This window comes from Arthrobacter sp. 05T444, assembly GCF_056395905.1.
In genome coordinates, this window is the sequence record NZ_JBFTKK010000005.1 from 179,470 (window position 1) to 203,126 (window position 23,657).

Annotated in this window: 20 protein-coding genes; 11 read left to right on the plus strand and 9 right to left on the minus strand. The window is 66.4% G+C overall.

From position 1 onward, the window contains the following. Positions 1 to 26: 26 nt before the first annotated feature. Entirely contained in the window at positions 27 to 950 is a 924-nt protein-coding gene (locus tag AC1DD3_RS07275; RefSeq protein WP_476876872.1) for a phosphatase PAP2 family protein, read from the minus strand. Positions 951 to 1,053: 103 nt separating this feature from the next. On the opposite strand from AC1DD3_RS07275, the gene AC1DD3_RS07280 reads away from it, so the two are divergent. Further along, positions 1,054 to 1,449: a hypothetical protein gene (locus tag AC1DD3_RS07280; protein ID WP_230118965.1), complete on the plus strand. Its 396-nt coding sequence runs from the start codon at positions 1,054 to 1,056 to the stop codon at positions 1,447 to 1,449. 158 nt (positions 1,450 to 1,607) lie between these two features. On the opposite strand, the gene AC1DD3_RS07285 is transcribed toward AC1DD3_RS07280, so the two are convergent. The 4 genes from AC1DD3_RS07285 to AC1DD3_RS07300 form a co-directional block, all read right to left on the minus strand. After that, positions 1,608 to 1,868, minus strand: a complete 261-nt coding sequence (locus tag AC1DD3_RS07285; RefSeq protein WP_230118966.1) for a hypothetical protein — start codon at positions 1,866 to 1,868, stop codon at positions 1,608 to 1,610. 109 nt (positions 1,869 to 1,977) lie between these two features. Next, on the minus strand, positions 1,978 to 2,421 hold the full coding sequence (locus AC1DD3_RS07290; protein ID WP_230118967.1) for a hypothetical protein: 444 nt from the start codon (positions 2,419 to 2,421) through the stop codon (positions 1,978 to 1,980). A gap of 106 nt (positions 2,422 to 2,527) precedes the next feature. Next, positions 2,528 to 3,352, minus strand: a complete 825-nt coding sequence (locus tag AC1DD3_RS07295; RefSeq protein ID WP_354962146.1) for a response regulator transcription factor — start codon at positions 3,350 to 3,352, stop codon at positions 2,528 to 2,530. After that, the gene (locus AC1DD3_RS07300) at positions 3,349 to 4,866 is read right to left on the minus strand and encodes a sensor histidine kinase (protein WP_476881339.1); all 1,518 of its coding nucleotides are present in this window, start codon (positions 4,864 to 4,866) and stop codon (positions 3,349 to 3,351) included. The genes AC1DD3_RS07295 and AC1DD3_RS07300 overlap by 4 nt, the downstream gene beginning before the upstream one ends. A 736-nt stretch (positions 4,867 to 5,602) precedes the next feature. Here AC1DD3_RS07300 and AC1DD3_RS07305 point away from each other — a divergent pair. From AC1DD3_RS07305 to AC1DD3_RS07345, 9 genes are all read left to right on the plus strand, one after another. Continuing rightward, the gene (locus AC1DD3_RS07305) at positions 5,603 to 7,183 is read left to right on the plus strand and encodes a BTAD domain-containing putative transcriptional regulator (RefSeq protein WP_230118969.1); all 1,581 of its coding nucleotides are present in this window, start codon (positions 5,603 to 5,605) and stop codon (positions 7,181 to 7,183) included. Next, entirely contained in the window at positions 7,176 to 8,600 is a 1,425-nt protein-coding gene (locus AC1DD3_RS07310; RefSeq protein WP_230118970.1) for a sensor histidine kinase, read from the plus strand. The genes AC1DD3_RS07305 and AC1DD3_RS07310 overlap by 8 nt, the downstream gene beginning before the upstream one ends. Positions 8,601 to 9,031: 431 nt before the next feature. After that, a complete protein-coding gene (locus AC1DD3_RS07315) occupies positions 9,032 to 9,688 on the plus strand; it encodes a class I SAM-dependent methyltransferase (RefSeq protein WP_230118971.1) in 657 nt (218 codons plus the stop codon). Positions 9,689 to 9,846: 158 nt separating this feature from the next. Continuing rightward, positions 9,847 to 10,824, plus strand: coding sequence for an o-succinylbenzoate synthase (locus AC1DD3_RS07320; protein ID WP_476881356.1), 978 nt, complete (start codon positions 9,847 to 9,849; stop codon positions 10,822 to 10,824). Positions 10,825 to 10,970: 146 nt separating this feature from the next. Further along, on the plus strand, positions 10,971 to 13,082 hold the full coding sequence (locus tag AC1DD3_RS07325) for a copper-translocating P-type ATPase (protein ID WP_476881340.1): 2,112 nt from the start codon (positions 10,971 to 10,973) through the stop codon (positions 13,080 to 13,082). Positions 13,083 to 13,235: 153 nt separating this feature from the next. Continuing rightward, on the plus strand, positions 13,236 to 15,329 hold the full coding sequence (locus tag AC1DD3_RS07330) for a PhoX family protein (protein ID WP_476881341.1): 2,094 nt from the start codon (positions 13,236 to 13,238) through the stop codon (positions 15,327 to 15,329). Between the two features lie 412 nt (positions 15,330 to 15,741). Next, positions 15,742 to 17,421, plus strand: a complete 1,680-nt coding sequence (menD, locus tag AC1DD3_RS07335) for a 2-succinyl-5-enolpyruvyl-6-hydroxy-3-cyclohexene-1-carboxylic-acid synthase (RefSeq protein WP_476881357.1) — start codon at positions 15,742 to 15,744, stop codon at positions 17,419 to 17,421. A 171-nt stretch (positions 17,422 to 17,592) separates the two neighbouring features. Beyond that, the gene (locus tag AC1DD3_RS07340; protein ID WP_230121210.1) at positions 17,593 to 17,757 is read left to right on the plus strand and encodes a type IV toxin-antitoxin system AbiEi family antitoxin domain-containing protein; all 165 of its coding nucleotides are present in this window, start codon (positions 17,593 to 17,595) and stop codon (positions 17,755 to 17,757) included. A gap of 9 nt (positions 17,758 to 17,766) precedes the next feature. Then, positions 17,767 to 18,561 (plus strand): hypothetical protein, encoded by a 795-nt coding sequence (locus tag AC1DD3_RS07345; RefSeq protein WP_230121211.1) that lies wholly within the window; start codon positions 17,767 to 17,769, stop codon positions 18,559 to 18,561. A gap of 83 nt (positions 18,562 to 18,644) precedes the next feature. Here the strand turns inward: AC1DD3_RS07345 and AC1DD3_RS07350 are convergent, their stop codons facing one another. The 4 genes from AC1DD3_RS07350 to AC1DD3_RS07365 form a co-directional block, all read right to left on the minus strand. After that, positions 18,645 to 19,448, minus strand: coding sequence for an amino acid ABC transporter ATP-binding protein (locus AC1DD3_RS07350; RefSeq protein WP_230121212.1), 804 nt, complete (start codon positions 19,446 to 19,448; stop codon positions 18,645 to 18,647). A gap of 11 nt (positions 19,449 to 19,459) precedes the next feature. Further along, entirely contained in the window at positions 19,460 to 20,251 is a 792-nt protein-coding gene (locus tag AC1DD3_RS07355; protein WP_476881342.1) for an amino acid ABC transporter permease, read from the minus strand. Between the two features lie 102 nt (positions 20,252 to 20,353). Further along, complete coding sequence (locus AC1DD3_RS07360) at positions 20,354 to 21,163, minus strand: ABC transporter substrate-binding protein (RefSeq protein ID WP_230121214.1); 810 nt, start codon at positions 21,161 to 21,163, stop codon at positions 20,354 to 20,356. A 222-nt stretch (positions 21,164 to 21,385) separates the two neighbouring features. Beyond that, positions 21,386 to 22,786 carry an isochorismate synthase gene (locus AC1DD3_RS07365; protein WP_476881343.1) on the minus strand — a complete coding sequence of 467 codons (1,401 nt, stop codon included), beginning with the start codon at positions 22,784 to 22,786 and terminating at the stop codon, positions 21,386 to 21,388. A 91-nt stretch (positions 22,787 to 22,877) separates the two neighbouring features. Here AC1DD3_RS07365 and AC1DD3_RS07370 point away from each other — a divergent pair, with 91 nt between their 5' ends. Then, positions 22,878 to 23,654, plus strand: coding sequence for a demethylmenaquinone methyltransferase (locus AC1DD3_RS07370; protein WP_230121216.1), 777 nt, complete (start codon positions 22,878 to 22,880; stop codon positions 23,652 to 23,654). Positions 23,655 to 23,657 lie beyond the last annotated feature (3 nt).

Here is a 23,657-nt window from a genome sequence, read left to right on the forward strand (position 1 = left end):
CTTACCGGGCACGGCGGGACGTGCGGCTACCGCCCTGCCGGTTCCCGCCGTCGTGCCGCATAGGCGAACAGCGACGTCGTAGCCACGGTGGCCAGGTACCCGGCGATCACGATCAGTGAAATCCCGGCCCAGAAGTAGTTGGTGGTGCTGCCCTCCTGGCCCGGCAGCGGCGCGATCTTGACCAGCGAATACATAGCCACCGCGGCCGACACCAGCCCCAGCACCACGGGAAGCCCGATCCACAACCGCGCGGACGCCCAGTGCCCGTTGAAGCCGTCCCAGACATTCCATTCGTGGCTGCCCGTGCGGATGATCAGCCAGCCCGCCGGAATCATGAAACAGCCCACCAGCAGGAACGCGGCCACCACATCGGCGGGCCGGTGCCATTGGTTCACCAGCGTGGACATCCCCGACGCAATCGCGAAACTGCCGCCCACGAACCCCGCCAGCGGCCGCCAGCGCGGTGACGCCATCAGGAACACTGCCGCCGCCGCCGACGCCGCCAGTGTGGTGTGTCCGGAAGGCAGCGAGTTCAGCTCGAGCGTCTCCACGCCCCGATACGGCCGCGCCGGCAGCAAGTCCTTGAGCACCTGCGTGGCGATGTTCGCGCCAACGCACGCCACCACCGCAATGCTCGCGGCCCGCCAGCGTCGGTGTATCACCGTGACCAGAAGAACGACGACGGCGGCCATCACCAGAGAGATGGTGGGCAGCCAGTCCAGGAACTGGGTGGTGACCTTGCCCGCGGGCCCGTGGATGGCCACCGCCTCCACCAGGGCGGACTCGTCGATGAACTGCCCGGTGGTGGTGCGGACAAAGTAGTAATACGTGGCCGCGAGCCCGGTCATGCAGGCCAGGGTGGCCACTGCAAAGAGGAAGCCGGTGCCCCTGGCAAGGCGCATCCGGCCCGCGGGCTGCTGGCGTCTGGGGTTCCTGAGCTGGAAAGTCATCGTAACAAGGGTGTCACAGTTTGCTGGGAGTCGCCTGTCTGCCGCCGCCGCAAAAGTACGACTTGCAGCGCTGGGGAGCCCGGCCGACGGATAGAGTTTGGGCATGGCCGGATTCGTGGATGCACTGGGCCCCATCCTGGAAATGATGACGTGGGTGGGGTTCGTTCCTGGGGTGCCGCTGCTCGTGTGGGGCCTGGTCATCAGCAGGCGGCGATGTGTCTGGACCAGCACGACGGCGGAGGTATACACGGCCGGAGGATTCACCGGATTCCGCTGGACCGACCATGACAACGTTTCACGGCAGACGCTCGTGGATGCCGACGTGGCGGAAGGAAGGGTGGCAGGAAACGCAGTGAAACTCCACTACGACGTCTGCCACCCATCCCGCTGGGGCCTCGGACCGCCCAAGCACGACAACACCGTCCTGATCCTGGGCTGGATCCTCACCGGCGTCGGCATCCTGAGCACAGTCGGAGGATTCCTGCTGCTGCTCTTCTAGAATCTGGTGTTGTCCAGTTCCTGCCGGGCCGGCCGAATGGCGGTGCAGCCCGGCGGAGGTCGCGTAACTCCCGGGCCGCGCCGAGGGCCTGCCAGTGGACGGCGCCGGCCTGCAGGGGCCGCGCCGTGCGGCCGGGCCGCACCGGCCGCACGTCGTTATTAAGTGTGCGAATCGAGCCGCGCGCCGTGCCCGGCCGGGCCCGGCGAGTTCCCACCACGCCGGTTCCTGTCCCGGAGATGGTCCAGCAGCGCCTGCTCGGGATGCCCCGGATTCTCTGCCAGATGCCGCAGCAGACGGCGCCGGACTTCGGAACGGGGATCGGCGGTTGCCAGCACGCCTTGAATAATGTCCAGGACCTGCTGGTGGAGTTCCGAATCGTCGATCGTGATGGTGGAAGGCTGACTGTTCGGAACTCCCACGGTGTATCCCCAACGCTCCTGCGGGATTGGCTCGTGCAGATCCCGAACTTCCCTGTGTATCCCGGGCTCCTTCAGCTGAGGGGAAGCTGATCCGGGGTGCCGCCGCTGGCTAGTAGTCATGGCCTGTCCCGCTGTCGTCGAAGGGGACATGGGAAGTGGGGTCGTCGGTAGGGGCCACGGCTGGGGACGTGATCTGGGTCGGGTCAACGCGCTGAACCATGCCGGAATCCGGATCGGTGGCAGGGCTGCTTTCCTGCGGCTGCGCCGGCTCGGCCAGCCTGGTCGCCGTGGGGATCGGCGTCGAGGATGCGGGATTGAGCGGCGCGGACTTGAGGTTCGGCGAATTGGGCCGGGCGGACGCGGACGGTTTGCCGAGCGGAGCCACGCCGGGATGCCTGGTGAGGCCGTCACCATGGACAGCAGAGCGCGGATCGGGTTCGCGCACCACAACTCCGGAATACTTTTCGTCAGGTGCCCCGACGACTGCCTGACTCCACACCGAAATGCCGGCAAGCGCAACCAGCGGAATGCTCAGCAACGACCATTTCTTCATCGCTCCGCCTTCCCTCACCGGTCCGCCTTCCTTGCTGTTGATTCCACTCTGCGGTGCGAAGGTGAAGCGCGGATGAGACCTGCATGAGAGTCCTCTCATGCAATGGCTAGACCGGCGCAGGCTCCTGTCCATTTGGCTCACCGTTGCGCCGCGTTCCCGAGGTGCCGCCATCGGCGTTTTCCCCGCCGTGACCCTCCTGGGCGCTCCCGTCGACCTCGGCCTCCGTGGGGCTGGAGCCGTCGGCCGGGAGGGACTCCTGCTCGCCGGGCAGACGCATGAGCCGGTAGCCCACACCCCTGACCGTCTGGATGCGCTCCTGACCGAGCTTGTGCCGCAGATACCGCACGTAGACGTCAACCACGTTGGACGACCCCTCGAAGTGATAGCCCCACACACGGCTCAGGAGCTGTTCGCGGCTCAGCACGCGGCCGGCGTTCTCCATGAAGGTCCGCGCCATGACGAACTCCCGGGCGGACAGGTCGATCACGCGTCCGCCAATTCCCGCCGTGCGGAGGTTGATATCCAGCGTCAGATCCCCGTAAACAAGCGCCGGAGTGGGGGCAGCGGTCGCCGTGCCCCGGAGCCGCAGCTTCACGCGGGACAGCAGCTCCTCGAACCGGAAGGGCTTGGTCATGTAGTCGTCCGCCCCGCCCTCAAGCGCGGCAACGGTGTATTCCAGGCTGTCTGCAGCCGTCAGCACGATCACCGGAACCGTGGAGTGCATGGCGCGGAGATTCCTTAGAACGGCGAGGCCGTCCATCCTTGGCATACCGATGTCCAGGATCAGGAGGTCGAACTCGCCGGACGTGGCATAGTCCAGGGCCTTCACGCCGTCAGCTACCTGGGTGGTGGTGTAACCCGCCGCGGTGAGCCCCTTTGCGAGGAACGCGGCGATGCGGGGCTCGTCATCGGCGATCAGAATCCGGGTCACGGAGTGCCTACCGTGCTGGCCACCACCGCAGGGCCCGACGCCGGTCCAGCCAGCCGCGGTTTGGCGGCGGGGGCCGCTGTGATTGTCTCAGCATCGCTGATTTTTTCTTCGGTGCCGTCGCCGCCCCCGGACGGAATACTCAGCACGAAGCGGCTTCCCTCGCCCACGGCCGATTCCAGCCGAACCGTTCCGCCGTGCGCCTCAACAATGGCTTTGACGATCGAGAGGCCCAGCCCCGAGCCCTCGGTGCCGGCAGAATTGTGGCCCTTCCCGAAGCGTTCAAAGATGTGCTCGTGCTCGTCCGCCGGAATGCCGGTGCCGGTGTCCGCCACCCAGATTTCGAAGTCCTTAGCCGCGCCGGCCCGCGCGCCGTAAGCCATGCCGCCGCCGTTCTCTTCCCAGGCCGCCCCTACCGAAATCCGGTCCGCCTCCGATGTGTGTTTCACTGCGTTCGCCGCGAGCTGTTCCAGCGCCTGGGTGAGCCGGCGGCGGTCCGCATGGATGAGGCCGCCGGGCTTGGCGTCCAGCTGCCAGTGCCGCGGGCCCAGAACCTTGATCCGGTTCAGGATGTCATCCAAGAAATCGTCGGCTTCGATCCAGTCCGGGGAGACAAAATCCGGACGGCCGCTGCGGGCGAGGATCAGCAGCTCGTCCACGAGCGACTGCATCCGGTCCAGCTCATCCAGGAGCAGGTCGCGGGTCTGGCCGACGTCCTCGGGATCGCCGGCGTTGAGGAGTTCCAGGTAGCCGCGGATGATCGTCATGGGCGTCCGGAGCTCGTGGCTGGCATCGTGCACGAAGCGGCTCTGGTTCTCGAAGCCGGACTCCAGCCGCTCCAGCATATGGTTGAAGTTCTTGGCCAGCTGGGCGACGTCATCCGTGCTGGCGGGGACCTCGACCCGTTTGGTCAGGTCTTCGAACGTTGTGGCCTGCGTGGCCTCCCGCAGGCGCCGGACGGGACTGAGCAGGCGCCCGATGACCATCCACCCGACAACTCCGGCAAACAACAGCGTCGCAGCCGAGGCCAGCGCATAATTCCACATCGACACGAACACCAGGTGGCGCTGCTTGCCGATCTCGTTGGCTGCAACCAGCAGCCCTTCGTCCTGTGTGCCTTCCAAAGACACCGACGTGATTGCCAGCCGGACCGTCCTGCCGTCGATGGTCGTGTCCCGAAGAACGGTCCGGCCGGGAGCGCGCATGTTCCAGATCCTTTGGATCAGGGGCCCGGAGCTCAGGTTGGTACCCTGCGGCACGGACGGAAGGATGGTGTTCCCGCCCCGGATCGTGGTCATGACCGATTCGTACCCGCCCGGTGTGCCGCTCCGCAGGAACGTGGTGAAAAGGTCATCCAGGCTGCCATAGGAAGCACCCCCGGAACCCGGCACGCCTTTCTTTGCCAGGTCCTCAAGTTGTGCGGCCGGCAGGCGCAGCTCCGCGTTGACCCTGTTGTTGAGGGCACTGAGCTGGGCGGCGTGCGTGAAAGCCCCCGAGCCGAAAAGTCCCACTCCCATGAAGACCAGAAGCGTGGCCAGCACCCGGAAGCGGACGGAATGGAATTCGGCGTGCAGCTCGGCCCGGACGTCTGACCGCCTTTCCGGTCGCTTTTCTAGTCGCTTTTCCGGCCGCGGGCCGTGGCGCTGAGCCGGCCGCAGGCCTGGCCGCCGGGCAAACCGCAGCCTTGACCGATGCTCGCCGTCGGCCTTCACCGTTGTGCCTCTTCTATCTGCGGATGCGGCGACGGCCGGTGGAAGCGCGGCCCGTACAGCTCTTTACGCGCGTGCCTACAGACTTGACCGCGTAACGGTGCACGCAATTTCCCTCGGGCCGAAGATTTTTTTTGAGTCCAGGGGCCACCGAAAACACCACGCATTGCCGGGTACTCGGAGTACTTGCTTGTACTGGGTACGGCCACGGTCAGCGTCATGAGGTCACCCATTTCATGCATATCTGGCGGTCCTCCGGGGTGAGGATCGCATGAACGCCGCTGGGAACTGCGGTAATACCAAACTACGCCTGAGTTCTTGGGAAAAACTTGCACTTTTGTAGCCCCAGACGCCCCATCCCCAAGGTTTAAGGGGGATGCCTGAAGGGGCCAAGCCAAGTGGTCACCCCTTGGCTGGGGAAGCAACCAAGTAGTCCTTTCCCGAAAATTCGAGTACCCGCTACTCGTGCCCGTGCTTGCCTGATTGACAAGTATGAGTCCAAGCCATTCATGGGGAATGCAGTCATGGGGATAGTAGGTGCAAGATGGTTCAGACAGTTGCAGAGGACACTCGCTGGTCAAGGAGAGTCCACGAAGACGAACACTTTCCGACAGCCTCAGAGGGTGAGGGTGGAGCGCCGGCGCGGCTCTCGATCAGCATCCTGGGTCCGCTCAAGGTCCGCCGCGGAAACGTGGTCATCGGATCCCACGAGCTGGGCGGCCCGAAACCGCGGCAGGTCCTTGAGATCTTGTTGCTCAAGCTCGGAACACCGGTTTCCAAGAACCACCTGATCGACGTCCTGTGGAACGGCCAGCCTCCCGCCGAGGCCCTGTCCACCCTCGAAAGCTATGTCAGCGTCCTGCGGCGCCACCTGCAGCCGGGCTCAGGCAAGGGCGGAGCGCTTCGGACCGTCACCGGCGGATACTTGATTGACCGCGCCGCGGTGGACCTGGACCTTGACCGGTTCGACGATCTCCTGAAGCAGGCCGGACACGCCGCCCCCGCGGAGTCCTACAAGATGCTTGAGAAGGCACTGGAGATCGCCTCGGTGCCGCTGCTCGGCGATGAGCTCCTAGCCGGCTGGGCCGAAGAGGAACGGGCGCTGCACGCAGCCCGCGTGGCCAGCATCAAGGCCCGGGCCGCCGAAGCCGCCGTCACCGTGGGCCAGCCGGAGCGCGCCGTGGCCCTCGCCAGCGAACTGCTCCTGGATGACCCCATCAACGAAAGGGCCTGGACCGCACTGGTGCTGGGCCTCGAGGAATCCGGACAGTACATGGAGGCGCTTCGGGCGTACGGACGCTGCCGCCGTGTCATGGACCAGGAGATCGGCTGCCTGCCCGGGCGGGCTCTGCGCGATGCGCACGCCCGGCTGCTCCAGGCAACCGCCGTGAGCGATGATGAAGCTGCTGACCTGTCCGACGGGGATTCACCGCTTCCCCCGCTTTCTTCTCAGCGTATGCGGGAGATCAGCATCCTGACCATCGACGACCACAGCACCTTCACTGAGCTGCTCACCGCTGCCCTGGACCGCGAGCCGGACCTGCGCAGCGTGGCCTCGGCCACCACCGCCAAGAGCGGCGTCGAGCAGAGCATGGCGCTCAAGCCCGACGTGGTAATCATGGACTACCACCTGCCCGACGGCGACGGCCTCACCGCCGCTGCCCGCATCCTGGCGGATGCTCCACAGACGCGGATCGTGATGCTGACCGGCGACCCGACTCCGGAGGCGCTGCGCACAGCCGCCTCGATGGGCATCTGCGCCTTCCTTCCCAAGGGCGGCTCGCTGTCCACGCTCCTGGATACGCTCCGGTACGCACGGGCCGGCAACATGGTTGTTCACCCGTCGCTGGTCGCACAGCTGGGCATGAGCACTCCGAAGCCCGCCGCGGCTGTCCGCGAAGTGGAGCCGGGCGGTCCGGTGCTGACGCCGCGCGAGCTGGACGTGCTCAGGCTGATGGCCGGCGGTCACGGTTCAAAGGAAGTGGCAAGCAAGCTGGACATCTCGCTCAACACCTGCCGGGGCTACGTGAAGGCAATCTTCGCCAAGCTGGGAACCCATTCTCAGCTCGAATCGGTTATGGAAGCTTCACGGCGCGGCATGCTCGAGCAGCCGTCCAATGGCTAGGCCATCCCTCCGGAGGCCTGTACTGTTCCGTCCGCTGGAATCGCCGGCATCCGAGCGTTCCGAAGTCTTCAAGGCCGTCCGTCGTTTCCTGCTCATGGGTCTGGTGGCCCTGGTTGTGGTTATCACGCCAGTGGCCTTTTGGATCTGGTCCGAGGCCGAAAGACATGCGCTGCAGAATTCGGAGCACTCCACGGAGCAATTGGCGCAGAACGTGGTGGGGCCGCTCCTGGACAAATCAGTGCTGTCCGGAAACCCGGCCGCGGTGGCGCGCCTCGATGCGCGGCTTCGTCCCTGGATGGATGACCGGTCTGTCTTTGAAATCAGGCTCTGGAACAAGAACGGGCGCATCGTCTACTCGGAGGACCCCAAGCTGATCGGGCAGACGTTCGAGCTGCCCGGGGAGGCCGCCGAGGTGCTGAACGGCCAGGATGTGCCGGCCAACCTGGATATGCAGAAGGACGAGGTCAGTTCGCCGGGAGCCTCCACCGAGGAATTGGTTGAGGTCTACGTTCCCGTCACTGCACCCAACGGTGAGCTGCTCGTGTTCGAGGCCTACTACGACGTCGGTGCTGTCCGCCTGGAGCAGACTGCGGTGCTGTTCGGCATGGCGCCGCCCTTCCTCCTTGCATTGGGCGTGCTGCAATTGGCACAACTTTTCCCGGCCGTTAGGCTCGCAAAGCGTATCCAGGCCTATGAGGCCGCCCGCAGCCGCCTCCTGCACCGAGCCATTGAAGCCTCGGAACTGGAACGCCAGCGGATTGCGCGTGACCTGCACGATGAAGTGATCCAGGACCTCTCGGGTTTGTCCTACGTGCTGGAATCCGAGGAGCTGCACGGTCCGGTAGGCCAGCGCCAGCTTTTCGCTGATGCCCGGCGGATCCTGCAGGATAACGTCCGGAGCCTGCGCGCGATGACCAGCGAGCTCTACCCGCCGGACCTCAACCGGCTGGGCCTGTCAGGCGCCCTTGCCAGACTGGGTGATCCACTTGAGGAACGCGGAATCAGCCTCGCGCTCGAGCTTCCGGCCAAGTGCGAGCTGGACCGGGACCGTGCCGCCCTGTTCTACCGAGTGGCGCGGGAGGCCCTGGCCAACACGGCCAAGCATTCCAAAGCGGCCAACGCCGAGCTCCAGCTCAGGCAGGACGGGAAACGCTCCGAAATCCGGATCCACGACGACGGCTGCGGTTTTGACCAGAGCTTGGGATCACCCGAGGGCCACTTCGGCCTGCGGATCATGCGGGACACCATCTGCGAGGCCGGCGGGACCCTGCAGGTGATGTCGGCTCCCGGACGGGGGACCACAGTGATTGCCCGGTTCGGCGTCGGCGTCGAGGCGGATCTGGCCGCCGACGTCTACGATGACATCGACGACGACGTCCCGGGGGACGTCCCTGGGGTGCCGCAGCCGGTTCCCTAGGAACCTTCGGCGCTTGGGGTTCCTAGGAGCCTTGGGATCCTTGGATCTCTGTGGGTCCTTTGGGTCTTGGGTGCAGCGGCGGTGCCGCCGTTTTTGAAGGTTTAGGCTTGCTGCATTGGGGTGCAGCGGCTCGTCCTGCTGTCGTGGCACTTGCCCGTCGGCTGGATTGCGGTCTTGGGGGTCGCGATCTGGCCCGGACTTCCCAGGCCATAACGGCAACGCGCCCAATTGCAGGCCCAAAAGGCCGTTTCTCGGTTTCCCTCCTAATTTCTGCACAACATTTCTGCACAACATTCCTGCACAACATTCCTGCACCACACAATTTGCTAGGTCTCAATCGCGGCTCCCTCGTCAACAGGGCGCCGCCCCAAAAGCCGCCGGTCCCCCCACGACGTTGGGGGGCCGGCGTCGTTCAAAGAAAGCTCAGTCAAATGACATCGCAGAGCCCGGAAGGTCCCGCTGGACTGCAGCACCCCCGCTTTGCCCGCGCATACGCACGGGCCGTCGTCGGGATGAACCGCCGAGGAGGCGCCGACCACCGCCGGCGCCTGTTGTCCGGTTTGCAAGGAAGCGTAATCGAAATCGGGGCCGGCGAGGGGTCATCGTTTGCGCTGTACCCGGAGACCGTGACGGACGTCCTGGCCATTGAACCGGACGACTATCTGCGCGGACTGGCCGACCGGCGGGCGGCTTCGGCCCCGGTACCCGTTGTCCTGGTTGCGGGATCGGCCGAACACATCCCGGCGCCGGATGCCGGCGCGAATGCGGTGGTCTGCAGCCTGGTTCTGTGCAGCGTTGCGGACCAAGCAGGCGTCCTGGCGGAAGTCTTTCGCGTGCTGCGCCCGGGTGGAACGCTGGCCTTTTACGAGCATGTCCGCTCCAGCCGCCGGATCATTGCCGCGGCGGAGGACGTGCTGGCGCCCGGCTGGCAGCGGGTGGCGGGCGGCTGCCACCCCAACAGGGACACGCTGGAGGCCATCAGTGCTGCAGGATTTCAGGTGAAGGACAACGAGCGTTTCGGTTTCTCCGGTCATCCGCTCGCCCCGCCGGTGGCTCACATTCTGGGGCATGCCACCCGACCGGAGTGAGGGACGCGGCTCGTTCGGGAGGCTTGTCCACATAGCGTGATTCCTGCTGAGGCGGCGGCTTGGGGCACCGGTACAGTGAAGCCATGCCTGCCGAACGGCCTCCCGGGCCTTCCCATTTTCCGTCGCTTTCCGCGCCGGCGTTGCGTTCTCCGGGCGACATGCCCCCTGTTGAGGAGCTGATCGGCGCCGCCCACGTGGTGGTGCTGCCCATGCGGGTGAAGTTCCGCGGCATCCTCGAACGCGAAACGCTCCTGTTAAAGGGACCCGTAGGCTGGGGCGAGTTCGGCGCCTTCCCGGAATACGGCGACGCCGAAGCCTCCCGGTGGCTCGCCGCCGCCATTGAGGCCGGCTGGCGTGGTTTCCCGGAGCCACTCCGGACCAGCATCCCCGTCAATGCCACGGTGCCGGCGGTCCCCGCCGCGCAGGTGCCGGAAATCCTGGCCCGGTTCGGCCGCGTGGACGCCGTCAAGATCAAGGTCGCCGAGCGCGGGCAGACCCTCGACGACGACGCCGCCCGGGTGGACGCGGTCCGCGCCGCACTGCCGGACGCCGCCATCCGTGTGGATGCCAACGGAGGCTGGGACGTTCCGGAGGCCGTGGAAGCACTCACCAGGCTGGCCGGCGTCGGGCTGGAATACGCGGAGCAGCCGGCGCCGGACATCGAGGGCCTTGCCGAGGTCCGCCGCAGTCTGCGCTCGGCGGGTATTCCGGTGCTGATCGCGGCCGACGAAAGCGTGCGCAAGGAAGACGATCCGCTCAAAGTGGCCCGCGCCGGCGCCGCCGATCTGATCGTGGTCAAGGTGGCGCCACTGGGGGGAGTGCGGCGTGCGCTCAGCATCGTCGCGCAGGCCGGGATGCCCGCCGTGGTGAGTTCCGCGCTGGACACGTCCGTGGGAATCCGTGCGGGCCTTGCGCTTGCTGCCGCCCTGCCGGAGCTGCCCTACGCGTGCGGCCTGGGGACGGTGTCACTCCTGGCCGGGGACGTCACCGTTGATCCGCTGGTGGCCGACGACGGCGCCATCCGGCTCCGTGAGGCCTTCGCCGACCAGGGGCTGCTGGAGCAGTACGCCGCCTCTTCGGAGAGGAGGGAATGGTGGCTAGCCCGGCTGCGCCGCGCCTACGCGGAGATCGAGTGACCGGCGGTCCTTGACGAACATACCCCCCGGGGGTATGTTAATCGTGTTGTCAGTGAAGTGGTTTGTCCAGGCCTCCCGTCCCGGGCCGTTACAGCCGTTCAACCCCAGCATCCTCATCACCTCTTTCCGTGAAGGAACGAACTGAAATGCCTGGATCAGACGCAACAACTCACGCGCATTTAGGGCGCGGAACCAACGGCCTCACCGAAAGCCACTCGGACCACGCGATGAATGCCACGCGGCCGGACGGCGATCATGAGGTGCACACGCACGGCCAGCATGCCGGGCACAGCACTGCCATGTTCAAGAACAGGTTCTGGCTCAGCCTTGCCCTGTCCTTTCCCGTCGTCTACTTCAGCCCCATGTTTGGGGACTTGCTCGGCTACATGCCGACCGAGTTCCCCGGATCCACATGGATTCCGCCAGTGCTGGGTACAGTGATCTTCTTCTACGGTGGCCAGCCCTTCCTCAACGGTGGCCTGTCCGAACTCAAGGCCCGGCGCCCCGGCATGATGCTGCTGATCGGCATGGCCATCAGCGTCGCCTTCGCTGCCTCCTGGGCCACGAGCCTGGGCATCGGCGGATTTGACCTCGATTTCTGGTGGGAGCTGGCACTGCTCGTGGCCATCATGCTGCTGGGCCACTGGATCGAAATGCGCGCCCTCGGTTCCGCCCAGGGGGCGCTCGACGCGCTAGCGGCACTGCTGCCGGACGAGGCCGAGCGAATCACCGGCCACGGCACCGAAACCGTCAGCGTCCTGGAGCTCCGGAGCGGCGACACCGTGCTGGTCCGTTCCGGAGCCAGGATGCCCGCGGACGGCACGATTATCGGTGGCCAGGCTGAATTCGACGAATCCATGATCACCGGCGAGTCCAGGACTGTTCCCCGTGGCGTGGGCGACCCCGTGGTCGCCGGGACTGTAGCTACGGACAGTTCCGTCCGCGTCCGCATCACTGCCGTCGGCGACGACACGGCGCTGGCCGGCATCCAGCGGCTGGTCGCGGAAGCGCAGGCGTCGTCGTCGAAAGCGCAGGCCCTGGCCGACAGGGCTGCGGCCTTCCTCTTCTACTTCGCAGCAGGCGCAGGCGTCATCACGTTCATTGTCTGGACCCTGCTCGGCAGCGTTCCGGACGCCGTTACCCGCACGGTCACCGTGCTGGTCATCGCCTGCCCGCATGCCCTGGGCCTGGCCATCCCGTTGGTCATCGCCATCTCCACCGAGCAGGCCGCCCGCGTCGGCGTGCTGATCAAGGACCGGATGGCCCTGGAAAGCATGCGGACCATCGACGTCGTGCTGTTCGACAAAACCGGGACGCTGACCAGGGGCGAACCGGAACTCAAGGATGCGGCCGGCGCGGACGGCGTGGGCAGGGAAGAGCTGCTGGGTCTCGCCGCCGCGGTTGAGGCGGACAGCGAGCACCCCGTGGCCCGGGCGATTGTGCGGGCAGCACGGGAGCAGGGACTGCGTATTCCCCTGGCCACTGACTTCACGTCGCTGACGGGCAGGGGCGTGCGGGCCGCCGTGGACGGCCGCCTCGTTCAGGTGGGCGGCCCTGCGCTGCTCCGGGAGCTAGGCATTGCGGAAACCGGAGAATTGGCTGAAGCCACCAGCCGCTGGAAGGGCCGCGGGGCGGCGGTGTTGCACGTGGTGGAGGGCGACAGGATTCTCGGAGCGGTGAGCCTTGAGGACGCCGTCCGCGACGAATCGAGGCGGGCTGTCTCCGCACTTCAGCACCGGGGTATCCGGGTGGCCATGATCACCGGCGACGCCCGGCAGGTGGCACAGGCCGTGGCCGCCGAGCTGGACATCGACGAGGTATTCGCCGAGGTGCTCCCTGCGGACAAGGACAAGAAGGTGGCCGAGCTGCAGGGCCGCGGCCTGAAGGTGGCCATGGTGGGCGACGGCGTCAACGATTCGCCGGCGCTGGCCAGGGCGGAAGTGGGCATCGCGATCGGCGCCGGCACGGACGTGGCCGTGGAATCAGCAGGCGTCATCCTGGCCGGCAACGATCCCAGGTCTGTGCTGTCCATGGTGGATCTGTCCACGGCGAGCTACCGAAAGATGTGGCAGAACCTGGTGTGGGCCACCGGCTACAACATCATTTCCGTACCGCTGGCCGGCGGTGTGCTGGCCTTCGCGGGAGTGGTGCTCTCACCGGCCGCCGGCGCGGTGCTGATGTCCCTGTCCACGATCGTCGTTGCCCTCAACGCCCAGCTGCTGCGCCGGCTGAAGCTCAACCCTGCCCGGATCAGCTGACCCGCCGGCGCCCGGTAGTTGCTTCTTCTTGCGCCGCGAACATGAACTTACAGGTCTGTAAGTTCACCGGATCTTAACCAGAGCGTCCTCTCACATTTAGTTCTCGCTGGAAGGGTGGCCGGGACCGCATCTCATACCTTGGAAGGTCTCTCCATGTCTGAAATCCCCGGGCGCAAGTTTGCCCTGCTGCCTATGCTCGGCCACACCAAAGGCAAGCGCAGCCCCGTCACCTGTGCGCTGAAGTGCGACAACGCCTGCGCTGGCGACGTCTGCAACACCAGCTCCAACAGCTACTTCCGTGACATCGCGTCCACCACCCTGTCCCGCCGCGCCGCCCTGGGCTTCGGCGCCGCCGGTGCTCTCGCCGTCGTACTCGGCGGCTCCCTGACTTCTTCCGAAACTGCCGTTGCCGACGGCGGGACCGGCCTGTCGGCCGCCGCGACGAACGGTTACGGCCGCGCGGGCACGTCCAAGCTTCAGTTCACCGCCATTCCCTCCATCGGCACCGACGTCGACGCCGTGACGGTTCCGGCAGGCTTCACCTGGCAGCCAGTCATCCGCTGGGGTGACCCGATCTTCAACGACGCCCCCGCGTTCGATCTCACGAACCAGACCGCCGCTGCACAGTCGCGGCAGTTCGGCTACAACAACGACTACTCGGACATCCTGGAGATCCCGGGCAGCAAGGGCCGCCGCGCCCTGCTCTTCGCCAACCATGAGTACACCAACGAGAACATCATGTTCCCGGCCACGATGCCGGCCGCCGAGATGCGGGCCGTCGGTGCCGCCGCCCACGGGCTGACCGTGGTGGAGCTGGAGCGTAAGAACAAGAACCAGCCGTGGAGCTACGTGAAGGGCGCCGGCCTGAACCGGCGGTACCTTAACAGCACCCGCTACGAGCTGACGGGGCCCGTCGCCGGCTCCCTCCTCGTCAAAACGACTGCCGATCCGGCCGGACGCTGGATCAACGGCACGCTGGGCAACTGCTCCGGCGGCACCACGCCGTGGGGCACCGTCCTGTCCGGCGAGGAGAACTTCAACGGCTACTTCGTCGCCCCGGGCACGTCCGCCGCCGATAAGCGCTACGGCCTCACCAACAAGCCCACGGCCCGCCAGTGGGAACTTGATGACCCGCGCTTCGACGCCAACAACTCCGGCTACGAGAACGAAACCAACCGCTTCGGCTGGATCGTGGAAGTCGACCCGTTCGACCCCACCTCCACCCCGAAGAAGCACTCTTCCCTGGGCCGCTTCAAGCACGAAGGCGCCAACGTGATCGTGGCCAGGTCCGGGCACGTTGTGGCCTACATGGGCGACGACGAGCGCTTCGACTACCTGTACAAGTTCGTCTCAAAGAACAAGTTCATCGACGGGAACCGCCGTCACAACATGACGCTGCTCTCCGAGGGCGACCTGTACGTGGCCAAGTTCACCGGCGACGCACCGGCGTCCCAGATCGACGGCTCCGGTTCGGTTCCGGCCGACGGTTCCTTCGACGGCACCGGCGAATGGCTGCCCCTCGTGGTGAGCGGGAAGTCCAAGGTCGCCGGGATGTCCGTGGAGGAAGTGCTCGTCTACACGCGACTGGCCGCGGACAAGGTGGGCCCCACCAAGATGGACCGCTGCGAGGACGTCCAGCCGAGTCTGCACACCGGCAAGGTCTACGTGGCCTGCACCAACAACTCCGACCGCGGCAAGGTGGGCAAGGAAGGCGCCACGGAGGTCAACCCGCGCAACGAAAACCGGGACGGCCACATCGTCGAGATCACCGAGAACGGCGACCAGACCTCGACGAAGTTCACGTGGAACCTGCTGATGGTCTGCGGTGATCCCGCTACCGGCGACGTCACCTACTTCTCCGGTTTCCCGGCAGACCAGGTCTCGGCGATCTCCTGCCCGGACAACCTGGCCTTCGACTCCGTGGGCAACCTCTGGATCTCCACCGACGGCGCCCCCTCCGGGATCGGCAAGGCGGACGGGCTTTTCAAAGTCACCCTGGAAGGCACCGAGCGCGGCCGCGTGGAGCAGTTCCTCGCCGTCCCGCGCGACGCCGAAACGTGCGGCCCCATCGTCCACGACGACGAACGCACTGTTTTCGTTTCCGTGCAGCACCCGGGCGAGGAAGGCACCTTCGAGGCGCCGCACTCGTACTTCCCGGACTACGTGCCTGCCGGTGCCACACCGAAGCGCGGCCAGGTCCGGGCACCGCGGCCGTCCGTGATCCAGGTCTTCCGCAAGAGCGCGTAGGGGCTCCGCTCCCGACCCTCTCGCAGGTCCTGTGGCTTTCTGGTCGACCCTCTCGCAGGTCCTGTGGGTTTCTGGTCGACCCTCTCGCAGGTCCTGTGGCTTTCTGGCCGACCCTCTCGCAGGTTCTGTGGGTTTCTGGCCGACCCTCTCGCAGGTCCTGTGGCGGGGGAGGGCGGGATCTGCGGGAGGGTTGGGATGGTGGCAGACTGGTTCGGTGACTTCCGAGGACCAAACCGAGCCTTCCGCGCCCGCTATCTCCAGGCCCACAGGGCCCGTCGCCGGCAGCGCGGCACCTACGAGGCAGGCCCGTGCGGGCAGCGTCAGCATTCCAGCGCACTCCACCCCGCCCGCCGGCCAGGGCAGCGAGACGCACTCCACCCCGCTGGCCGGCCCCCAAAGCCGTCTGACATCGATGGCCGCGGCCAGAATCACGGTCGCCGCGCTGCTCGACGGCGGTGTCAGGTACGTGGTGGTCGCACCGGGTTCGCGGTCGGCCCCCATGGCGTACGCGCTGGCGGAAGCGTCGGCGGCGGGCAGGGTGGACCTGCTGGTCCGGATCGATGAGCGTTCCGCCGGCTTCACCGCCCTGGGCCTTGCCCTGGCCACCGGCGCTCCGGTGGCTGTCCTGACCACTTCAGGGACCGCCGTCGGGAATCTCCTGCCTGCGGTCATGGAAGCCAACCACGCCGCTGTGCCGCTCGTCGTGCTCTCGGCCGACAGGCCGGAGGAGCTGCGCGGCACCGGCGCAAACCAGACCACCGTCCAACTGGACCTTTTCGGCGAGCACGTGCGCTTCGCCGTCGACGTCCCAGCCGGCGACAGCCCCCAGCGCGCCGTGGACACAGCCCTCGCCGCCGCCACGGGGGCCTTCGAGGACTCGCCGCCCGGGCCCGTGCAGCTCAACCTTGCGTTCCGCGATCCGCTGGTCCCGGAGGCGGGGGAGCGGCTGCCCGAACAGCGCGGACACGGCACGTTCCGGATCGGCACCGAGCCGCTCACCATGACCCTGACGCACACAACGTCAGATCTGCCCGAGTGCCGCACAGTAGTGCTCGCAGGGCACGACGCCGGGCCGGTCGCCGAGGCGTTCGCCCGCGCGCACGGCCTTCCCCTGCTGGCCGAGCCGTCGTCCAACTCGCGGTTCGGACCGAACGCTGTGGGCCCGTACCGGCTGCTGCTGGAGCACTTCGGCCCCGAGGCAGCGCAGCCGATCGAACGCGCGGTGGTGTTCGGACGTCCCACACTTTCCAGGCCCGTCTCGGCACTGCTGGCCCGGGCAGACATCCCCGCCGCCCTGTACGAGCCCGTCCCGGTGGCCTGGCACGAGCCGGGCCGCCGCCGCGAAACCCCGATCACAAGCCTGACCGAACTGGCGGAGTTCGCGGGCCGCGGTTCCTCGGCGTGGCTCGACGCCTGGCTGCTTGCGGGGGCCGCCGCCCAGCATGCCATAGACGGCATACTCGCCGACGCCGAAGCGGCGACCGGCCCGGCCGTCGGCGCCCTCGTCTGGCAGCACTCGCGCGGCCAACTGGTCCTCGGCTCGTCCAACGGCATCCGCGACGCCGACCTCGCCGGCCAGCCCGCCCCCGGACCGTCGGCCACAGTCTTCGCCAACCGCGGCCTCGCCGGAATCGACGGCACCATCTCCGCCGCCACCGGCATCGCGCTCGGCGGCCACCAGGAAACCACCCTGCTGCTGGGCGACGTCACCTTCCTGCACGACGCCGGCAGCCTCCTCCTCGGCGCCGACGAAGCTCAGCCCGACCTGCGCATCGTGGTGCTCAACGACTCCGGCGGCGCCATCTTCAGCCTCCTGGAGCACGGCGCGGTGGCGGAGGCAGGCGGCTACGGAGACGCCGTCGAACGCCTCTTCGGCACCCCGCACTCAGTGGACATTGCGGCACTCGCCGCAGCGTACGGCGTCGGGCACTGCGCGGTGAGTACGACGGCGGGACTCGCCGAAGCGCTTGCCGCACCCTTCGCCGGGCGCACCATCATCGAGGTGCGCACCGACCGGCACGACCTCCGTGCCCTGCACGCACGGATCAAGGCGGCAGTGAGCGCGGCCGTGGCGGGCGTGCTTGCGGACTAGCTTTCCGCCCTTCGACGCGGAAAATACCTGACGCTACGGGAATTCCATGGGCGCGGGGCAATGTGCGCGTCGCGGAGCAAGGTGCGCGTCGTCAAAGGGCGTCGGCCGGATTTTCCACATAGCCCCGATCGCCGCTGTTCGGCGCTGCCCAAAGCTGCGATTGTTCCATCCATGACCGAACTGCCGCGACTGATTCTCGCCCGCGATCACATACAGCAGGGGCTGACACCCAAGGACCTCGCGCGGCGCTCCAATGCCGGTGCGCTGGTCAGGATCCGGCACGGCGTGTACGTGGATGGGGTCGCCTGGCATGCCCTCAAACCCTGGGAGCAATAGCGGCTACGGGTGAGTGCCGCAGCGGAAACCTGCGGTTCACCCACGGTGTTTGCCCGCCATTCCGCAGCCAGCGTCTGGGGCATCCCCACGGTTGGCCGCCAGGAAGTGGTGCATGCCCTGACTCTCCAGAACGACGGCGGCCGGTCCCGTGCCGGTGTCCGCCGGCACTACGCGGATCCGGCTGGCCTGACGGCGGTCCGGCGCGAGGGACTGTTGGTCACCGGACGGGTACGCACCGTGCTGGATCTCGCGGCGTTCACGTCCTTTGCCGAGGCCATCGTTCCGCCGGACCACGTGCTCAGGCCGGACAAGGGGAAGGGGTTACCGGCTCTGTCCAAGGAAGCGCTTTTGGCTGGTGTCGAGGGAAACTACACGTCCGCGGCCGCCCGCAGGATCGCGGCGGCCGTTGATTTTGCGGATCCGCTTTCTGGTTCAGCGGGAGAGTCGTACGGCCGTGCCCTCATGAGCATTAAGGGCTTTGAGCCGCCGGTCCTGCAGTACGAGGTCCGTGATGCGGATGGGCTCGTTAGTTACGCAGATTACTACTGGCGCGGCGTCCGGGTTGCCGGCGAGTTCGACGGCGTCGACAAGTACCTGAAGCCGGAGTACCTCCAAGGCCGGAGCCCGTCCCAAGCCGTGGTCAATGAAAAGTACAGGGAGGACCGGATCCGGGCGACCGGTCGTGCCGTTGTCCGGTGGATCTGGTCGGACCTAATGACCCCCGGGCGACTGGAACGGAAGCTGGCGACGGCCGGCGTGCCCCGCCGTCGTGCCCGTTCAGCGGATGCGCAAATTCCCCCGTGACACGCAAATGCCCCGGCGCTACCGGAATTCCAGTAGCGTCAGGGCATTTGCGCAGCGTCAAGCGAGAAGCGCAGCGAAGAAGCCTACTCTGCGATCTCGATGTGCGTCGGGTCCAGCACGCGCTTGAGGAATTCCTTGGTGCGGCCCTGCGTGGGCGAGCTGATGACGTGCTCGGCCACGCCTTCCTCCACCACCACGCCGCCGTCCATGAAGACCACGCGGTCGGCGACTTCCCGGGCGAATCCCATCTCATGCGTGACCACGAGCATGGTCATGCCTTCCTTGGCCAGGTTCCGCATGACAGAGAGGACATCGCCCACGGTCTCGGGGTCCAGAGCGGACGTGGGCTCATCGAAAAGCATCAGCTCGGGGTCCATGCTCAGCGCCCGGGCGATGGCCACGCGCTGCTGCTGGCCGCCGGACAGCTGGTCCGGGAAGCGGTCGGCGAGGTGCCCCAACCCCACGCGGTCAAGGTTGGCCTGGGCCACGTTGTCAGCCTCGGCCTGGGAGCGCTTGAGCACCTTGGTCTGCGCCACGGTGCAGTTGCGCAGCGCATTCAGGTGCGGGAACAGGTTGAACTGCTGGAACACCATGCCCACTTTGCGGCGCATCTTGTCGATGTCCACGTCCAGGTCGGTGGCCTCGAAGCCGCCCACGTGGATGGTGCCCTCGTTGGGCTGCTCCAGAAGGTTGACACAGCGCAGCAGCGTGGACTTGCCCGAGCCGGACGGGCCGATCAGGCAGACAACCTCGCCCGGGGCAACGTCCAGGCTGATGCCCTTGAGGACCTCGTTGGAGCCGTAGGACTTGCGCAGGTCCTTGATGGAGACCCCGGCGGCATGGACAGACCCGGTGTGGTTGCGGGAGGGAATTACGACGTCGTTCATGACTTCTCTGCCTATCGCTTGGTCCGCGCGGAGCGGCTTTCGAACTTCCGGGCCAGGAGGCTCAGCGGGATGGTGATCACCAGGTAGAACGCACCGGCCACCAGTAGCGGCGTGAGGCCCGCGCCGAGGCTGGAGATGCCGTCACGGCCGAACTTGGTGAGCTCGTACTGCGAGGCGGTCAGGCCCAGCACGTAGATCAGCGAGGAGTCCTTGGTCAGCAGGATGACCTCGTTGGTCAGCGGCGGCAGCACAATCCGGAAGGCCTGCGGGATCACGATGGTGACCATGGCCCGCCACATCGGCATGCCGAGCGACCGCGCGGCTTCCATCTGTCCCTTCGGAACGGCCTGCAGGCCGGCGCGCAGGGTCTCGGCGATGTAGGCGGAGGCCACCATGCCGAGGGAAACCATCACCACGATGTTGACGTCCCATGAAACGCCGAAGGCCAGTGGCACGCCGTAGCCGAACGCAATGAACACCAGCAGCGCCGGCACGCCGCGGAAGAATTCGATGTAGCCGGTGGCAATCCAGCGGTACAGGGGGAAGGTGGACAGCTTCATGAGTGCCAGCAGGAGGCCGCCGGACAGGCCGACGACAAACGCCAGCGCGGTGTAGATCAGGGTGTTCTTCAGGCCGACGAGGATGATTCCGGGGAACATCGGGCCGATCTTGCCGAAGTTGAAGACGCTGTTGCCGACGGTCTTCCAGTCCGTTGCCAGAATCAGTGCGGACACGGCCACGACGAAGATTCCGGCTTGGATGTACAGACTGACTTTGGCTCGTTGACGTGCGGTCATTGCCATGGTGTGCTCACATTCGTTTTGCGCAGTTGAGGCCCCGCACGGACTGCTGAGCAGATCCTGAACGGGGCCCCGGCTGCGTAGGTCTCAGGCCGAAGCGCTGGCTTACTTGGCTGCTTCGCCGAACCAGGTGGTCTCGTACTTCTTCAAGGAGCCGCCGTCGGCCAGGCGCTTGAGGGTCGAGTTGACCTGATCAGCCATGGCGGTGTTGCCCTTCTTGATGGCGATGCCGAGCTTCTCACCGGTGGCGTAGTTTTCGACGCGCTTGATCTTGGCATCGTCCTTGATGGCATAGCCGAGAACCGACTGGTTGCCGAGCGCGGCGTCGATGGTGCCTGCCTTGAGGGCCTGGACCAGGAGTCCGGTGTCCTCGAACTGCTGCGCGTCGAGGCCCTTGTCCTTGGCGTACTGCGCACCGGTGGTGGCCTGCTGGACGCCCACCTTCTTGCCCTTGGCGCTGTCGATGTTGGTGATGCCGGACGCCTCGGTGGCAACCAGGGTCAGGTCATCGTTCAGGTACGGGTTGGAGAAGTCCATGACGGACTTGCGGGTGTCCGTGATGGAGATGGAGGAGATCGAGACGTCGCACTGGGTCAGGGCCGTCCCGGTTTCGATAGCCTCGAAGGAGCTGTCCACCACGTTGAGCTCGGCCTTCATATCCGTGGCGAGCTCGGCCGCGATGTCCATGTCGAAGCCGACGTTTTTGCCGTCCTTCTGGAATTCGAACGGCTCGTAGGGAATGTCCGAGCAGACAGTGAGCTTGCCGGCGTTGATGAGCTGAACGCTGCCAGTGCTGCTGCTTGCCGCGGGAGCCGAGCCGCCCCCGCCGCATGCGGTGAGGCTCAGGGCCCCGACAGCGAGGATTGCGGCGGCCTTGGCGCTGAGCTTGGCCGTGGCAAGGGACTTGAGCTGCATGTTTCTTACCTTTTGTTGCAGGAGTATGCGGGTCTAAAGCGGTTCATAGTGTATCTCTGAATAAGAGATGTGCATCACAGAAAACTTAGTTTCACCATTGGACAACTAAATCACACCGGATTTCAAGACCTTGGCACCGTCACGTGTCTGGAATCCCGGACTCTGCCAATCTACGCCACCCCGCCCGCATAGCCCAGTCCCAACCTGGCGTTGACGGTAGCCCTAGCTGCTGATGCCCAGCGATTCCAGCATCGGACGGAACTTGGCCCACGTCTCCGCCAGCTCGGCCTCGGGATGCGATCCCTCGACTATTCCGCAGCCGGCATATAACCGGACGGTGTTCGGCGATTCGATGACGGCTCCGCGCAGGGCGATGCCCCATTCGCCATTCCCCGCGGCATCGAGCCACCCCACAGGCCCGGCGTACGGCCCGCGGTCCAGGTGTTCGAGTTTGCGGATAAGGGCACCGGCCACCTGCGTTGGCGTGCCGCACACCGCCGCCGTGGGGTGAAGCGCGTTGATCAGGGCAAGGCACGTGGGGACGTGCCCCTCCACCTCGGTGAGCTCCGCCTTGACGTCCGACGCCAGATGCCACACGTTCGGGAGCTCCAGGATGAACGGTTCGCTGTGCGCGTTCATCGCCTCCGAGAATGGCGCCAGCTGCGTGGTCAGTGACTGGATCGCGATCTCGTGCTCGTGCCGCTGCTTTTCGGAGCCAGCCAGCACGCGCTCGGCATAGTCCAGCGGGAGCCCGGCCTCGCCGACAGCGTCGCGGCGGTCCAGGGTTCCCGCCAGGACGCGGGCCTGCGCTGTGCGGCCTTCCACCTGGATCAGCATTTCGGGCGTGGCACCCACCAGTCCGTCCACTCCGTAGGTCCAGCATTCGCGGTACCGCACGGCGAGCTCGCGGAGCACTTCCGCCGCGTTAACGCCGTCCGGGACTGTGGCGACGACGTCCCGGGCAAGAACCAGCTTCTCCAGCCGGCCGGTGCGGATTTCGGCCACCCCGGCGGCGACCGCGGTCATCCAGTCCTCTTCGCTCAGAGAACCGGTCTGCAGGGTGGCAGTCTCTGAACGCCCGACGGCGGTCCCCGCCTCAGCGGGCACGTCGCCACGGGAGGCAGCGGGGGTACCCCGGGAGGCGGTCGGAGCGGACGAACCAGGAGCGGAGGAACCAGGGGCGGCGGGCTCGGACGCCTCCAGCCACCCGTTCAGTGCGGCGAGGGCGCCCTCTTCGGTGAGTTCGCCGTCGTCGGCCCTTATCTGGGTGAGCCAGGTGCGGCCGTCACGGAGGCCCACCACGATCTCCGGCACGATCAGCCGCGACTCGTGGGCCGAAACCTTGGAGAACGCGAACGAGCCGAAGGCCACCGGGCCGGTGCCCGGGCATTCGACGTGGTCGGTGATGTCCGCCTCGATGACGAGGTGACGCCACCAGATGTCGGCCTCCAGGAAGCGCTCCGGGCCGGTGGCCGTGAACCGTGCCACCTCGCCGAAGCCCACAAGGCCGGCTTCGCGGCGGGTCCAGCAGAGGACATCGTCCCGCACCAGATACGACGGCAGCCCCCCGGGAGTCGATTCTCCATCCAAAGGGACTGTCAAGGTGCGGAGCGTTCTGGTCATGATGGATCAACAGTACTCTCCGGTACTTGAAGCTGCCTGTTCCTACCCGTGGCGGCAAATACAAAACGGTAGATTCAGGTAGATTGTCAGGGTGAACCGAGCATCCTTGGATAAGCGTCCGGACGAAGTAGCCACGATGTTTGACGACGTCGCAGCTAAATACGACGTCGTTAACGATGTCCTCTCTATGGGGCAGACCCGCCGCTGGCGCAAGGTTGTGGTGGAAGCCATGGATGTGAGGGCAGGCCAGCGCGTGCTGGACCTGGCCGCCGGAACAGGCACGTCCAGCGAGCCATATGCCGATGCAGGCATAGATGTGGTGGCCTGCGATTTCTCCCTCGGGATGCTCAAGGTGGGCAAGCGCCGCCGCCCGGACATCGACTTCATCGCCGGTGACGCCACCAACCTGCCGTTCGCGGACAACACCTTCGACGCCAGCACCATCTCCTTCGGCCTGCGCAACGTCAACGAGCCCAAGAAGGCCCTGGCCGAGATGCTCCGGGTGACCAAGCCTGGCGGCAAGGTGGTCATCGCCGAGTTCTCCCAGCCGGTGGTGCCGCTGTGGCGCACGATGTACACCGAATACCTCATGCGTGCGCTGCCTGCCATCGCTGTCAAGGTGTCCTCCAACCCGGACGCCTACGTGTACCTCGCTGAATCCATCCGCGCCTGGCCGGACCAGGACCACCTCGCCGCGTGGCTGCAGGAATCCGGTTGGGAAGACGTGACCTACCGCAACCTCAGCGGCGGAATCGTGGCGGTGCACCGCGCGCACAAGCCGCTGGCCGACGGCGGGGCTGCCGCAATCGCCGCCCACACCGGGCCGGTGGCCAAGCTGCGCCGCAACATCCCGCGCGGCGCCCGTTGACAC

Excerpts from the sequence above, each read along its gene's own strand:
- AC1DD3_RS07275 (WP_476876872.1), bottom strand. The coding sequence starts at position 950 with ATGACTTTCCAGCTCAGGAACCCCAGACGCCAGCAGCCCGCGGGCCGG.
- AC1DD3_RS07280 (WP_230118965.1), top strand. The coding sequence starts at position 1,054 with ATGGCCGGATTCGTGGATGCACTGGGCCCCATCCTGGAAATGATGACG.
- AC1DD3_RS07290 (WP_230118967.1), bottom strand. The coding sequence starts at position 2,421 with ATGAAGAAATGGTCGTTGCTGAGCATTCCGCTGGTTGCGCTTGCCGGC.
- AC1DD3_RS07300 (WP_476881339.1), bottom strand. The coding sequence starts at position 4,866 with ATGGGAGTGGGACTTTTCGGCTCGGGGGCTTTCACGCACGCCGCCCAG.
- AC1DD3_RS07305 (WP_230118969.1), top strand. The coding sequence starts at position 5,603 with ATGGTTCAGACAGTTGCAGAGGACACTCGCTGGTCAAGGAGAGTCCAC.
- AC1DD3_RS07310 (WP_230118970.1), top strand. The coding sequence starts at position 7,176 with ATGGCTAGGCCATCCCTCCGGAGGCCTGTACTGTTCCGTCCGCTGGAA.
- AC1DD3_RS07315 (WP_230118971.1), top strand. The coding sequence starts at position 9,032 with ATGACATCGCAGAGCCCGGAAGGTCCCGCTGGACTGCAGCACCCCCGC.
- AC1DD3_RS07320 (WP_476881356.1), top strand. The coding sequence starts at position 9,847 with ATGCCCCCTGTTGAGGAGCTGATCGGCGCCGCCCACGTGGTGGTGCTG.
- AC1DD3_RS07325 (WP_476881340.1), top strand. The coding sequence starts at position 10,971 with ATGCCTGGATCAGACGCAACAACTCACGCGCATTTAGGGCGCGGAACC.
- AC1DD3_RS07330 (WP_476881341.1), top strand. The coding sequence starts at position 13,236 with ATGTCTGAAATCCCCGGGCGCAAGTTTGCCCTGCTGCCTATGCTCGGC.
- menD (WP_476881357.1), top strand. The coding sequence starts at position 15,742 with ATGGCCGCGGCCAGAATCACGGTCGCCGCGCTGCTCGACGGCGGTGTC.
- AC1DD3_RS07340 (WP_230121210.1), top strand. The coding sequence starts at position 17,593 with ATGACCGAACTGCCGCGACTGATTCTCGCCCGCGATCACATACAGCAG.
- AC1DD3_RS07350 (WP_230121212.1), bottom strand. The coding sequence starts at position 19,448 with ATGAACGACGTCGTAATTCCCTCCCGCAACCACACCGGGTCTGTCCAT.
- AC1DD3_RS07355 (WP_476881342.1), bottom strand. The coding sequence starts at position 20,251 with ATGGCAATGACCGCACGTCAACGAGCCAAAGTCAGTCTGTACATCCAA.
- AC1DD3_RS07360 (WP_230121214.1), bottom strand. The coding sequence starts at position 21,163 with ATGCAGCTCAAGTCCCTTGCCACGGCCAAGCTCAGCGCCAAGGCCGCC.
- AC1DD3_RS07365 (WP_476881343.1), bottom strand. The coding sequence starts at position 22,786 with ATGACCAGAACGCTCCGCACCTTGACAGTCCCTTTGGATGGAGAATCG.